Here is a 15,421-nt window from a genome sequence, read left to right on the forward strand (position 1 = left end):
CAAAGGATCGAGAGTCGATTCGAGGCTGAGCTGAGGATGACGGAGAGCAAAGCGATGGCAAAAAACCGGGGTACTGTCCTTCCGCTCACCGCGGCGCAGGCCGAGATCTGGTTCGACGAGCGGTTCGCCACCGGGCCGCTGGCCTACAACATGGCGGACTACATCGAACTGCGCGGGCCACTCGACGTGGGGTTGCTCGTACAGGCGATGCACCGCCTCGCCGACGAGGCCGAGGGAGTGCGCGCGCAGTTCCTCGAAGAGGACGGCGTGCCTGGGCAGATCATCCGTCCACTCGCCCAACTCCCGCTCAAGATCTTCGATTTCAGCGAAAAGGCCGAGCCGTTGGCCGCCGCCGAGCGGTGGATGCGCGCCGACCACGCCGAGCCCCTGAAGGTCACCGACTTTCCGCTGTATCGCGGCGCGCTGATCAAGCTGGGGCCCGAGCACCACCTGCTCTACCTGTGCATGCACCACATCCTCATCGACGGCTACAGCCGCGTGCTCCTCTACCCGAGGCTCGCCGAGCTGTACACCCGGCTCGTCGCCGGCATCGCCGATTCGGCAGCGGACCCCGGCGCCATCCCGGCGTTCCACCGCCTCCTGGACGCCGAGCGCGAATACCGCGACTCGCCGCTGGTCGAGCGGGACCGTACCTACTGGACGCAGCGCCTCACCTCCGGCGCGCACGGGCCGGCGCCCGAGCTGGTCTCCCTCTCCGAGGAGGAGCCCGCCCCCGGCCGCGGTGCGTTGCGCCACACCTCCCGCCTCTCCCCCGAGGCCACCGACGCGCTGCGCGCCCTCGCCCAGGACGGCAAGGTCACCATGCCCGTCCTGATGGTCGCCGCGATGGCCGCCTACACCCAGCGGGTCACCGGTGTCGCCGGACCGCTGCTCACCCTGCCGGTGACCGGCCGGGTCGGCGCCATCAGCCGGCAGGTCCCCGGCATGCTCGCCAACTACCTGCCGCTCGCCGTGCGGGTGAGCCCGGAGATGACCCGCACCCAGCTGCTGCGCCGGGCCTGGGTGGAGGTGGCGAGCGCGCTCAAACACCAGCGCTACCGCGGCGACCGCATCCGCCGCGACATCGGCCTGCGCACCGACGACCAGCGTGCCTTCGGGCCGTTCATCAACGTGCTCAACCAGGACCCGGAGCTGGCCTTCTCCGACGACTGCCGCGGTTTGGTGGTCAACCTGTCCACCGGCATCGTCAAGGACCTCATCATGACGGTCCTGAACACGGCCGACGGCACGATGGAGATCCACCTCGACGGCAACCCCGAGCTGTACGGCTCCGCGGAACTCGCCACACACCTGGCCCGCTTCGAGACCTTCCTGGCCGCGCTCGCCGCCATGCCCGCCGATCAGCCGCTCGGCCGGGTCGGCCTGGGCGCGACGGGTGAGCTGCTCGGGCTGCTCGGCGAGTGGGACCCCGCCGCCGAAGGGGAGGCGGACGAAGGGCTCGTCGAACGCATACGTGCCGTGGCGACGGAAACGCCCGACGCGGTGGCCGTGTCCGACGGCGCAGAGAACGTCACCTATCGCGAGCTGGTTACGCGCGTCGCAGGCGTCTCCGTCCGGCTGGCGGAGGCCGGAGTGTCGGCGGGTTCGGTGGTGGCGATGTTCGCCGATCCCGGGGTGTCGTTCGTGGTGGGTGTGTTGGGTGTGTTGGGGGCGGGTGGCGCGTATCTGCCGCTCGATCCGGCCGCGCCGACCGCCCGCAACGGTGCGCTGCTGCGGGACAGCGGCGCGGGCCACCTGCTGGTGGGCGCGGGATACGAGGCATCGGCCGGCGAACTCGCCCGCTCGGTCACCACCGCCCCGGTCACGGTCGTGGGCCTGGCGGACGTGTCTCCCTGCCGCGAGCTGCCGGCTTGTGTCGGTTCCGGGGCGGACCTGGCGTATGTGATGTTCACGTCGGGGTCCACCGGTCGTCCCAAGGGCGCCATGGTGCAGCGGTCCGGGATGCTCAACCACCTGTGGGCCAAGGTCGCCGATCTCGACCTCGCGGCCGGTGAGTCGGTCGTGCAGAACGCGCCGCTGACGTTCGACGTGTCGGTGTGGCAGATGTTCGCGCCGCTGGTCGTCGGTGGTCGGGTGCGGGTGTGCGGCACCGACATGGCGGCCGACCCCACCGCGCTGTTCGCCCTGGTACGCGACGAACGGGTCGCGGTCCTGGAGGTCGTGCCCTCGCTGTTGCGGGCGGCCCTGGATGCCTGGGACATCGAGGGCATCGCCCCCGAACTGCCGGACCTGCGCTGGCTGATGACCACAGGTGAGGCGCTGCCGGTCGATCTGTGCCGGCGTTGGCACGCCCGTCACCCGAAGATCCCGCTGATGAACGCGTACGGGCCCACCGAGTGCTCGGACGACGTCACCCACGCCGTGATCACCGCCTCCGACACCCTCGACCTACGGGTGCCGATCGGTACGGCCGTGCGGAACACCCGCCTGTACGTGCTGGGTGACGAGCTGCGGCCGGTTCCCGCCGGTGTGCCGGGCGAGTTGTACGTCGGCGGTGCCGGTGTCGGACGCGGATACCTCCACGATCCCGCCCGTACCGCCGCCACGTTCGTCGTCGATCCCTTCGCGGGTGCCGGTGCCCGGATGTATCGCACCGGCGACCGCGTCGTGCAACGCGCCGACGGGCAGCTGGAGTTCATCGAGCGTCGCGACCACCAGATCAAGATCCGCGGACGGCGTGTGGAGACCGGCGAGATCGAGGCCGTCATCCGCTCCCTGGACACGGTCGCCGACGCCGCCGTCGCGGTGTTGCCCGACGCGTCCGGGAACCCCCGCCTGGTCGGCTACCTCACCGGGCCCGGCGTGGACGCCGGCAGGGTACGCGCCGAACTGGCCCAGCTCCTGCCCGCGTACATGATCCCCGCCTCCTGGGTCGTGCTGGACGCGATGCCGCTGACCTCGAACGGCAAGCTCGACCGCAAGGCGCTGCCGTCGCCCACGGCGGCCGATCGGGACACCGCGCGCGGGCCGCGCAACGAGAACGAGCGGCTGCTGTGCGGCATTTTCAACGAGGTCCTGGGCCTCACCGATGTGGGCATCGACGACGACTTCTTCACCCTGGGCGGGGACAGCATCCGCTCGATCCAACTCGTCAGCCGCGCCCGCAAAGCCGGCCTCGCCCTCACCACCCGCGACATCTTCACCCACAAGACGGCCGCCGCCCTCGCACAGGCGGCGGGCAGGGTCGACGCCGAGGCCGCGAGCGGCGCCGGCGCGGGTGCGGACGACGAGGGCAGCGGCCCGTACGAACTCACGCCGATCATGGCTCAGTTGCATGACGACAGCGGCAGTCTCACCGGGCCGGTCGTCAAGTACAGCCAGCACGTCGTGGTGCGCGTTCCCGCCGCGCTCGACGCCGACCGGCTCGACGCGGCCCTGCACGCCCTGGTCGACCACCACGACGCGCTGCGCACCCGGGCCACCGAACCGGCCCCGGGGCTCTGGCACGCGGAGGTCCTGGAGCCGGGCGCGCTTTCCGGTGAGCGCCTGGTCATCGCCGTTCAGGGCCTCGACGGCGGTGCGGACGCCGAGGACGTCCTCGGGTACACCGAGCGGCAGGCGGCCGCGGCCCGCGCCCGACTCGACCCCGCCGGCGCCGTCATGGTTCAGGCGGTGCTGATCGGCGCGGGACCCGACGCCGACACCGCCTGGCTGGTGCTCTGCGCCCACCACCTCGTCATCGACGGCGTGTCGTGGCGCATCCTGCTGCCCGACCTGGCGGCCGCCTACGAGGCGCTCGCCGCCGGCCGCGCCCCGGCCCTCGACCCCGTCGGCACCTCGTACCGCAGCTGGTCGAAACTGCTCGCCGAGCAGGCCCGCACCCAGGTGCGTGGGCCCGAACTCGCCCTGTGGCAGGGCATCCTGGCCGGACCCGATCCGCTGGTCGGCACCCACCGGCTCGACCCCGCCACGGACGTGTACGGCACCCGGCGCACCCTCCGCCTCGAACTGGGCCCCGACGTCACCGGGCCGCTGCTCACGGAGGTCCCCGCGGCCTTCCACGCGGAGGTCAACGACGTCCTGCTGACCGGCCTCGCGCTCGCCGTCGCCGACTGGCGCCGGCGGCACGGCCACGCCCGGTACGCGCAGACCCTCATCGAGCTGGAGGGCCACGGCCGCGAGCAGCTCGGCGACGACCTCGACCTGTCCCGCACCGTCGGCTGGTTCACCAGCGCCTTCCCGGTGCGCCTCGACCCCGGCACGCTCGACTGGGACGAGGTGTGGGCGGGCGGCCCCGCCCTGTCCACGGCCCTCAAGCGGATCAAGGAACAGCTGCGCGCGCTGCCCGACCGCGGCGTCGGCTACGGCCTGCTGCGCTACCTCAACCCGCACGCCGCCCGCGCCCTCGCCGGCCTCAACCGGCCGCAGATCGGCTTCAACTACATGGGCCGCTTCGACGCCCGGGACACCCGGCTGTGGGAACCCGTCGCCGGCAACGGCGTCGTCGGCACCGGCGCGCACCCGGGCATGCCGCTGCCGCACCTGCTCGACGTCACCCCCGCGACCGAGGACCGCCACGACGGACCGCACCTGATCGCCAACTGGGCGTGGGCGGGACGGACCGTGGCCGAGGAGGACGCCCAGGACATCGCGCAGACGTGGTTCCGCGCCCTGGAACTGCTCGCCCGGCTCGCCGGCGCGCCGGGTGCGGGCGGCCTCACCCCGTCCGACCTGCCGCTGGTGGAGCCGGCGCAGGACGAGATCGAGGAGTACGAGGCCGAGTTCGCGCGGACCGGCACCGCCCTCGTGGACGTCCTGCCGCTCACCCCGCTGCAGCAGGGCATGCTCTTCCACGCCGACTACGACACCGCGGGCGCGGCCGAGGCCGAAGACGACGCGGACGCGGTGGACGCCGTGGACGTGTACACCCTGCAGATCGTCGCGGACATCGAGGGCTACCTCGACCCCGCCATGCTGCGTGCGGCGGGCCAGGCGCTGCTCGATCGGCATCCGAATCTGCGCGCCTCGTTCCGGGCCCGCGCCACCGGCGCACCCGTTCAGCTCATCCCGCGGCACGCCGAACTGCCCTGGCGGGCAATCGACCTGACGGATCTTCCGGAGTCCGCGAGGGCCGCCGAACTGGACCGGATCGCCGACGCCGAGCGGGCCCGTCGCTTCGACCTCGCGGCCCCGCCGCTGCTGCGCTTCACGCTGGTCACCCACGGCGAGGACCGGCACCGCTTCATCTGGACCAGCCACCACATCCTGGTCGACGGGTGGTCGATGCCGCTGCTCGTACGGGAGTTGTTCACGCTCTGCGCGACCGGCGCGGACGTCGCGCTGTCAGCCGACCCGGCCCCGTACCGCTCCTATCTCGCCTGGCTGACCGCGCAGGACCGGGAGGCCGCCAAGGCGGCCTGGCACGCGGTGCTCGCCGATGTGGCCGAACCCACGCTGCTCGTCCCGGGCGATCGCGACCACGCCCCGATGTTGCCCGACTCGGTACAGGCCGAGGTGCCCCGTGAGCTGACGGCCGCCCTGTCCAGGTGGGCCCGCGCACAGGGGCTGACCCTCAACATCGTGGTGCAGGGCTGCTGGGCGCTGCTGCTCGGCCGGCTCACCGGCCGCCGGGACGTCGTCTTCGGCGCCGTCACCTCCGGCCGCCCCGCCGAGGTCCCGGACGTCGAGTCGATGATCGGCATGTTCCTCACCACCGTGCCGGTGCGCGCGCGGCTGCATCCCGGCGCCACGCTCACCGAACTGCTGCACGCCCTCCAGGATCAGCAGACCGCGCTGCTCCCGCACGAACACCTCGGCCTCGCCGAGATCCACAAGGCCGCCGGGCTCTCCGGCGAAGTCTTCGACACCGTGGTGCTCTTCGAGAACTTCCCGCTGGACGAGAACGGCCTCGACACCGGCGCCGACGGTCCGCGTGTGGTGCGCGCCGAGGCCAGGGACGCCCGCCACCATCCGCTGAGCATGGTGGTCTTCCCCGGCGACGCCCTGACCCTGCGTCTGGACTACGCGCCGGACCGGTTCACCCGGGACGACGTCGAGCGGACCGCGGTGATCTTCCAGCACCTGCTGCGCACGGTCGCGGAGCGGCCCGAACTGCCGCTCGCCCACGTCGATGTGACCGCCCCGGCGACCGCGGCCGGCCCCGGTAGGACCGGTGAGCTGGGCGGGCTGCTCGGCACATGGGACCCGTCGATCCCCGAGGAGAGCCTTGGCGTCGTCGAGCGGGTACGCGCGGTGGCCGCCCGCATCCCCGACGAGACCGCCGTGTCCGACGGCACCACATCGCTCACCTATGGGGAGCTGGTCGCCGCGGCCGGTGGACTGTCCGTCCGGCTGGCGGAGGCCGGGGTGTCGACCGGCTCGGTGGTGGCGATGTTCGCCGATCCCGGGGTGTCGTTCGTGGTGGGTGTGTTGGGCGTGTTGGGGGCGGGTGGCGCGTATCTGCCGCTCGATCCGGACGCGCCGACCGCCCGCAACACGTCCCTGCTCGGGGACAGCGGCGCCGGCCATCTGCTGGTGGGCGCGGGATACGAGGCGTCGGCGGCCGAGCTTGCCGCCTCGACAACCACCGTCCCCGTCACGGTCGTCGACCTGGAGGGCGCGCCGATCCCCGGCGAGCTGCCGGCTTGTGTCGGTTCCGGGGCGGACCTGGCGTATGTGATGTTCACGTCGGGGTCCACCGGTCGTCCCAAGGGGGCGATGGTGCAGCGGTCGGGCATGCTCAATCATCTCTGGGCCAAGGTCGCCGACCTCGACCTCGCAGCCGGTGAGTCGGTCGTGCAGAACGCGCCGCTCACCTTCGACGTGTCGGTGTGGCAGATGCTCGCGCCGCTGGTCGTCGGTGGTCGGGTCCGGGTGTGCGGCACCGACATGGCGGCCGACCCCGCTGCCCTGTTCGCCGTGGCCCGCGATGAACGGGTCGCCGTGCTTGAGGTCGTTCCCTCGTTGCTGCGGGCGGCGCTGGACGCGTGGGACCTCGAAGACGTCGCTCCGGAACTGCCGGATCTGCGGTGGCTGATGACCACGGGGGAGGCGCTGCCGGTCGATCTGTGCCGGCGTTGGCACGCCCGTCATCCGAAGATCCCGCTGATGAACGCGTACGGGCCCACGGAGTGCTCGGACGATGTGACGCATGCCGTGATCACCGCTTCCGACATCCTCGGGTCTCGGGTGCCGATCGGTACGGCCGTGCGGAACACCCGCCTGTACGTGCTGGGTGACGAGCTGCGGCCGGTTCCCGCCGGTGTGCCGGGCGAGTTGTACGTCGGCGGTGCCGGTGTGGGTCGCGGTTACCTGCATGATCCCGCCCGTACCGCGGCCACGTTCGTTGTCGATCCCTTCGCGGGTGCCGGTGCCCGGATGTATCGCACCGGCGACCGGGTCGTGCAACGCGCCGACGGGCAGCTGGAGTTCATCGAGCGTCGCGATCACCAGATCAAGATCCGCGGACGGCGTGTGGAGACCGGTGAGATCGAGGCCGTGATCCGCTCCCTGGACACGGTCGCCGATGCCGCCGTCGCGGTGTTGCCCGACGCGTCCGGGAACCCCCGCCTGGTCGGCTACCTCACCGGGCCCGGCGTGGACGCCGGCAGGGTACGCGCCGAGCTGGCCCAGCTCCTGCCCGCGTACATGATCCCCGCCTCCTGGGTCGTGCTGGACGCGATGCCGCTGACCTCGAACGGCAAGCTCGACCGCAAGGCGCTGCCGTCGCCCACGGCGGCCGATCGGGACACCGCGCGCGGGCCGCGCAACGAGAACGAGCGGCTGCTGTGCGGCATCCTCGGCGACGTCCTGGGCCTCACCGATGTCGGCATCGACGACGACTTCTTCACCCTGGGCGGGGACAGCATCCGCTCGATCCAACTCGTCAGCCGCGCCCGCAAAGCCGGCCTCGCCCTCACCACCCGCGACATCTTCACGCACAAGACGGCCGCCGCCCTGGCACAGATCGCCGCCGAACACGAGCAGGACGGTCCCGAACGCGCCGCCGTGGAGCCCGAGGGCAGCCTGATCTCCCTCTCCGACGAGGAACTGGCCGATCTCGAATTCGAGTTGAATGAGGAATTGTCGTGACGACCGCTCCCGGAGCCGGGTCGAAGATCAGCGAAGTACTGCCGCTCTCACCGCTGCAACAGGGGCTGCTGTTCCTGTCCTCGTACGACCCGGCGGCACCCGACCTCTACACGCTCCAGTTCGTCGCGGACATCGACGACCGGGACACGGACGACGGGCCCCGGCTCGCCGCCCGGCTGCGGGCGGCCTCGGCGACGCTGCTGAGCCGACACTCGAACCTCAGAGCCTGCTTCCGCAATCGCAAAAGTGGCGAACCCGTCCAGATCGTTCTCAAGGAGAGCGAGGTCGAGCCGGACTGGCACTTCCGGGACCTGACGGGGCTGCCCGAGGCCGAGCGGGAGGCCGCGGCGCGGCGGCTCGCGCACGAGGACCGGCTGCGCCGGTTCGACCTGGCGCGTCCGCCGCTGATGCGGTTCACGCTGATCCGGCTCGGTGAGCGGCGCCACCGGTTGTTGTGGTCGGTGCACCACATCCTCATGGACGGCTGGTCCTTTCCGCTCGCCGTCCACGAGTTGTTGCTCCTCGGCGCGCGGGGCGAGCGGGCGGCACTGGCCGCGCCCGCGCCGTACCGGTCCTTCCTGACCTGGCTGAACGACCGCGACCGGGACGCGGCGCGGGCGGCCTGGGCCACGCTGCTCGCCGGGCTGGAGGGGCCCGTGCGGGTGCTTCCCGACGCGGGCCGGGCACTCGAACCGCCCTCGTTCGTCGAGCACGTACTGTCACCGCAGAGCACGGCCGCGCTCGCCGGATGGGCCCGCGGGCAGGGCTTGACCCTCAACAGCGTGGTGCAGGGCTGCTGGGCGCTGCTGGTCGGCCGGCTCACCGGCCGCCAGGACGTCGTCTTCGGCGTCGTCACCTCCGGCCGGCCCGCCGAGGTGCCGGACGTCGAGTCGATGATCGGGCTCTTCGCCAACACCCTGCCCGTGCGGGCCGAGCTGCGCCCGGACCTGAGGGCGAGCGAGCTGTTCCGGGCGCTGGCCCGACAGCAGGTCGAGATGATGCCGCACGAGCACCTGCCGCTCGCCGAGGCGCAGGCCGCCTCCGGCATCCAGGGCGAACTCTTCGACACCGTGCTCGCGTTCCAGAACTACCCGCTGGACGGGGAGACCCTGCGCCGCGAGTTCGGCGGTGAGGTGAGTGCGGCCGAGATGCACTCGGCCACCCACTACCCGCTGAGCCTGACGGCGTTCCCCGGCGAGCGCCTCGATCTGCGACTCGCCTACAAGGACTCGACGCTGGGGCAGAGCGAGGCGACGGCCCGGGCCGCCGCGACACGTGTCCTCCATCGGTTCGTCCGCATCCTCGAGGAGGTCGCGGACGAGCCGGACATGCTCCTCGCCCGCCTCGGCGCGCCGGACCCCGCCGAGCGGGCGCGCCTTCTCACCGAGTGGAGCGGCGCGTCGGCCGCTCCGCGTGAGCCCGCCCGCCGCACCACCATCCCGGCGCTGTTCGCCGCGCAGGCCGCACGCACCCCCGACGCCGTCGCGGTCACCGTGCCCGGGACCGAGGGGCCCGGCGGCACCCTCACCTACCGGGAGCTGGATGCCCGCGCGAACCGGCTCGCCCACCTCATCGCCGCGCGGGGCGCGGGGCCCGAGACGTTCGTGGCCCTCGCGCTCCCGCGCGGCGCGGAGCTGATCGTCGCGGTCCTCGCCGTTCTCAAGGCCGGCGCGGCCTATCTGCCCCTGGAACCGGGCCACCCGGCGGACCGGATCACCTACGTGCTGCGTGACGCGCGCCCCGCGCTCCTGCTGACGTGCGCCGACGCGGGACTGCCGGAGCTGCCCGACGCACCGGCCGTGGAGCGTGTCGACCTCGGGGCCGAGGAGACCTCGGTCGCGCTCGCCGCCTGCCCGGACACGGACCCGGGTCTCGACGCGGATCCGGAGCACCCCGCGTACGTCATCTACACCTCCGGTTCCACCGGTCGTCCCAAGGGCGTGGTGGTACCGCACCACAACGTGGTGCGACTGCTGGACTCCACCGACGACCGGTTCGGCTTCGGACCCGACGACGTGTGGACCCTCTTCCACTCCATCGCCTTCGACTTCACGGTGTGGGAGTTGTGGGGCGCGCTGTTGCGCGGCGGGCGCCTGGTCGTCGTGCCGTACGACGTGTCTCGTTCGCCCGGCGCGTTCTTGGACCTGCTCGCCGGGGAGGGGGTCACCGTCCTCAATCAGACGCCGTCCGCGTTCTATCAGCTGATCCGCGCCGACTCCGAGCGCCCGCGCGAACTCGCGCTGCGTCGCGTGGTGTTCGGCGGGGAGGCGCTCGATGTCGGCAAGCTCGCCGACTGGTACGCCCGGCATGCCCCCGACCGGCCGCTCCTGGTCAACATGTACGGGATCACCGAGACGACGGTGCACGTCAGCTACCAGGAGTTGGACGCCGCGACGGCGGCCGGCAACGGCGGCAGCGTGATCGGGCGCGGCATCGCGGACCTGCGGGTGTACGTGCTCGACGGCGCCCTCCAACCCGTACCGGCGGGCGTGCCCGGCGAGCTGTACGTCGCCGGCCCCGGCCTCGCGCGCGGCTATCTGGGGCGCCCCGACCTGACCGCGGCGCGCTTCGTGGCCTGCCCGTTCGAGCCCTCGGGCGCCCGCATGTACCGGAGCGGCGACCTGGGCCGGTGGCGATCCGACGGCACCCTCGAATACCTGGGGCGCGCCGACGAGCAGGTGCAACTGCGCGGATTCCGGATCGAGCCGGGCGAGATCGCCACCGTGCTGGGCCGGCACCCGCGCGTCGCCGAGGCGGCCGTGGTCGCCCGCGAGGACCGGCCGGGCGACCAGCGCCTGGTCGCGTACGTGGTGCTGCGCGACGACGCGGGCGACGGCCCGGAGGCGACGGCCGAACCGGGCGCGGAACTACGGGCGTTCGTCGGTGAGCGGCTGCCCGACTACATGGTCCCGGCGGCCGTGGTTCGGCTGGCCGCGCTGCCGCTGACCGCCAACGGCAAGCTGGACCGGCGTGCGCTGCCCGCACCCGCGTACGCCACGTCGGCGAGCGCCCCGCGCACCCGCGAGGAGGAGCTGCTCTGCGGCGTCTTCGCCGAGGTGCTCGGGCTCGAACGCGTCGGCGTGGAGGACGACTTCTTCGCGCTCGGCGGCCACTCGCTGCTCGCGACGCGCATCGTCAACCGGGTCCGCGCCGAACTCGGCGCCGAACTGCGGATACGAGACCTGTTCGAGGCATCGACGCCGGCGCGCCTCGCACAGCGGCTGCCCGGTGCGGAGCGCGGCAGGGCCCCGCTCGTCGCGGGCCCGCGTCCGGCGTCCCTGCCCCTTTCGTACGCGCAGCAGCGGCTGTGGTTCATCGAACGCCTCGGCGCGCCCGACGGGCTCTACAACATCCCGCTGGCGGTCCGGCTCTCGGGGCCCCTGGACGTCGCGGCGCTCCAGGGGGCGCTGCGGGACGTCGTCGCGCGCCACGAGGCGCTGCGCACCGTCTTCCCGCCGCGCGCCACGGCCGGGGACGACGGTGCGGGTCCGGCCGAGCAGCGGGTGCTCGCGCCGGCCGACGCCCTCGTCCCGATGCCGGTGAGCGAGACGACCGAGGAGCGCCTGCCCGCCGCGCTCGCCGCCGAGGCGGCGCGCGGCTTCGATCTGGAGACCCGGATCCCGGTGCGGGCCGGCCTGTTCGCGCTCGGCCCCGAAGAGCACGTACTGCTGCTCGTGGTGCACCACATCGCGGCCGACTGGTGGTCCCTCGCCCCGCTCACCCGTGACCTGACCGAGTGCTACCGGGCCCGACGCACCGGCCGTGCGCCCGAACTGCCGTCACTGCCGGTGCAGTACGCGGACTACGCCCTGTGGCAGCGGGAACTGCTCGGCGACGCGGACGATCCGCGCAGTGAGCTGGCTCGCCAACTCGCGTACTGGACCGAGGCGTTGGCCGGTCTCCCGGAGGAGCCGGCGCTGCCCTTCGACTTCGCGCGCGGCGCCCGGGCGGGCTTTCGCGGCGGCCACGTCCGCACCGCGGTGCCGCAGGAGCTCGGCGACGACCTGTACCGGCTCGCGGCCGAGTGGGGCGTCAGCGTGTTCATGGTGCTGCACGCCGGGCTCGCGGCGCTGCTCACCCGGTTGGGCGCGGGCACCGACATCGCGCTCGGCAGTCCCGTGGCGGGCCGCACCGACGAGCGCCTCGACGACATGGTCGGCATGTTCGTCAACACGCTGGTACTGCGCACCGACACCTCGGGCGACCCGAGCCTGCGGGAGTTGGTCGAGCGGGTCAAGGAGTGCGACCTGGCCGCCTATCGGCACCAGGACGTGCCCTTCGAGAAGCTGGTGGAGGTGCTCAACCCCGAGCGGTCGATGTCGCGGCACCCGCTGGTCCAGGTGATGCTCGGCTTCCAGCAGGCGGCACCGGGCCCGGACGCGAAGACCCCCGCGGACGCCGACGCCGGGGTCTCGGTGACGCAGGAGCCCGTGCCGGGGGAGACCGCCAAGTGGGACCTGCTCTTCCAGCTCACCGAGGAGGCGGGGGACTCGGCCGGGCCGGGGTTGTCGCTGGCCGTCGAGTACGCCGCCGACCTCTTCGAGCCCGCGACGGCGCGCCGCATCACCGACGCCTACCTGCGGCTGCTGGCCGCCGCGCTCGCCGAGCCTGCTCGGCCGTTGTCCCGCCTGGACATCGTCGACCCCCGGGAGCACGCCGAACTGCTCGCCCTCGGCACCCATCGCATCGGCACCCCGCACACCACGGTCACCGAGCTGGTGGCCGCCCGGGTCGCCGCCGCGCCGGACGCCGTGGCCCTGATCCACGCCGAGCCGGGTTCCCCGGAGCGGTTGGTCGAGGTCACGTACGCCGAACTGGACGCGGCCGCGAACCGTCTGGCCCACCTGCTGACCGCCCGCGGTACCCGCCGAGGCGACCTGGTGGCCCTGCTCCTGGAGCGCGGACCGGCCACGGTGATCACGGTGCTGGCGATCGCCAGGGCGGGCGCGGCGTATCTGCCCCTCGACCCGTCGTACCCCGCCGAGCGGGTCCACGACATGCTGACCGACAGCGGTGCGCGCCTGCTGCTGACCCAGGAGTCCCTGGCGAGCCGGGCCGCCTCCGGCGCCGAGCGTGCCGGGGCCGAGGTCGTGGTCCTCGACGCCCCCGACACCGTGGCCGCGTCGGCCGCGCTGCCCGCCGCCCCGGGGCCCGCCGCGGTCGTCGCACCCGACGACCTGCTCTACGTCATCTACACCTCCGGCTCCACCGGAAAGCCCAAGGGCGTCGCCGTCTCGCACCGGGCCGCCGTGCGTCTGGTCGGGGGGCTGCCGGAGTTGGCGCCGACGCCGGACGACACCTTCCTGTGCTTCGCGGCGGTCGCCTTCGACGCGTCCACCTTCGAGATCTGGGCGCCGCTCACCCACGGCGCGCGGCTGGCGGTCTGCCCGCCGGGGCCCGCCGACCCCGAGACGTTGGAGGCGTTCGTCGGCCGGGCGGGGGTGACCATCGCCTTCCTCACCACCCAACTCGTCAACACCCTCGCCGACACCCGGCCCCGCGCCATGGCCGGCGTGCGGGCCCTGTTCACCGGCGGCGAGGCGCTGTCCGCAGACCACATCGAACGCCTGCGGGCCGCGCTGCCGGACACCGTCGTATTCAACGTGTACGGCCCGACGGAGGCCACCACCTTCGCCACCTGCCAGAACACCGCCCTGGTCGGCGGCGGGGCCACCGTCCCCATCGGGCTGCCGATCGGGGACACCTGCGCCTACGTCCTGGACGAGACGCTGGGACTGGTGCCGCGCGGTGTGGTCGGCGAGCTGTACCTGGCGGGTGAGGGCCTCGCCCGCGGGTACCTCGACCGGCCCGGTGCGACCGCCGACCGCTTCGTGGCGTGCCCGTTCGGGGCGCCGGGCGAGCGGATGTACCGGACGGGCGACCTGGTGCGCTGGGACCGGCACGACCGGATCGACTACGTCGGCCGCGCCGACCAGCAGGTGAAGATCCGCGGCTACCGCGTCGAACTCGGCGAGATCGAGCGCCATTTGAGCGCCCATCAGGCGATCGCGCGGGCCGCTGTGCTGGCTCCCGCCGAACGCACGGGCCAGCGTCGCCTGGTCGCCTACGTGGTGCCGGCCCCCGGCTGCCCGAACCCGGAACCGGAGGAACTGCAACGGCACTTGGCGCGCTCCCTGCCCGGCTACATGGTGCCGGACAGCTATCTCCCGCTGCCCGCGCTGCCGCTGAACGCCAACGGAAAGCTCGACGTCAAGTCCCTGCCCACCCCCGACCGCCCCCGGGCCGGCGCCGACCGCGCGCCGCAGCGGCCCCGCACCGAGCGGGAAAGGTTGTTGTGCGCGGCGATCGAGGAGGTGCTCGGTGTCGACGACGTGGGCCCGGACGACGGATTCTTCGCACTGGGCGGGGACAGTCTGAAAGTGATCAGGCTGATCGACGGCGCCGCCCGCCTCGGGCTGCGGATCGGCCTCGGCGCGGTCTTCGAGCATCGCACCGTCGAGGCCCTCGCCGCGAGCGCGGTCACCGAGGGCGAGGCCGGCGACCCGCTGGGGCCCGTGTTGCCGATCCGCCCGACCGGCGGCAGGCCGCCGCTGTTCTGCGTACACGGCGGCCTGGGCTTCGCCATCCCGTTCGCCGCGCTCGCCGAGCACCTGGACCCGGAGCAGCCCGTCTACGGCCTCCAAGCGCGCGGCATCGCCGAGCCCGGCCCGCTGCCCGAGCACATCGGGGACGTCGCGGACGACTACCTGGCCCGGATCAGGGCCATCCAGCCGACCGGCCCGTACCACCTGCTCGGCTGGTCCTACGGCGGTGTCGTCGCCCACGAGATGGCCGTGCGACTGCGGGCGGCGGGCGAGGAAGTGGCCTACCTGGCGAACCTGGACGCCTACCCCGACGACGCGCACGGCGCCTCGCCGAGCGACGAGGAGTTCCTCGCCGATTTCCTGACGGAGGCCGGTGTCGACCCGGCGGGGTTCGACCGGCTCACCCCGCAGGGCGTCGCCGCGCACCTCGCCCGTTCGGGCGGCCCGCTCGCCGCGTTCGAACAGGGCACCCTGGAACGCCTGTTGGGCATCATGCGCAACAACCTGGAGCTGTTCCGGCGCTTCACCCCCGGCCGCTTCGACGGTTGCCCCATGACGCTCTTCGTGGCGACCGGGGGCAGCGATCGGGGCACGCGGGACGAGCGCGCCCTCAAGCTCAAGAGCTGGGAGCCGCACGTCGGCCGGGCCATCGACGCGTACGACGTGGACTGCACGCACCAACAGATGATGCGACCCGCCCCGGCGGCGGCCATCGGCCGGGCCGTCGAGCACGCGCTCTCCGCTCTGGCGGCGGCCCGGGCCGCGGCCGAGCCCGCCTGACCCCCGACCACTCGATCCCCCGGCGCATTCGACGCATTCGACGC

2 protein-coding genes are annotated in these 15,421 nt (G+C 73.0%); both read left to right on the top strand.

The window, feature by feature from the left end:
- Window positions 1–54 precede the first annotated feature (54 nt).
- Window positions 55–8,052 carry an amino acid adenylation domain-containing protein gene (locus tag ACMXN5_RS18655; RefSeq protein WP_439676217.1) on the top strand — a complete coding sequence of 2,666 codons (7,998 nt, stop codon included), beginning with the start codon at window positions 55–57 and terminating at the stop codon, window positions 8,050–8,052.
- Window positions 8,049–15,377, top strand: coding sequence for an amino acid adenylation domain-containing protein (locus ACMXN5_RS18660; protein WP_439676218.1), 7,329 nt, complete (start codon window positions 8,049–8,051; stop codon window positions 15,375–15,377). The genes ACMXN5_RS18655 and ACMXN5_RS18660 overlap by 4 nt, the downstream gene beginning before the upstream one ends.
- Window positions 15,378–15,421 lie beyond the last annotated feature (44 nt).

Origin of the sequence: Embleya australiensis, from assembly GCF_051903075.1 — a bacterium.
Classification (GTDB): Bacteria; Actinomycetota; Actinomycetes; order Streptomycetales; family Streptomycetaceae; genus Embleya.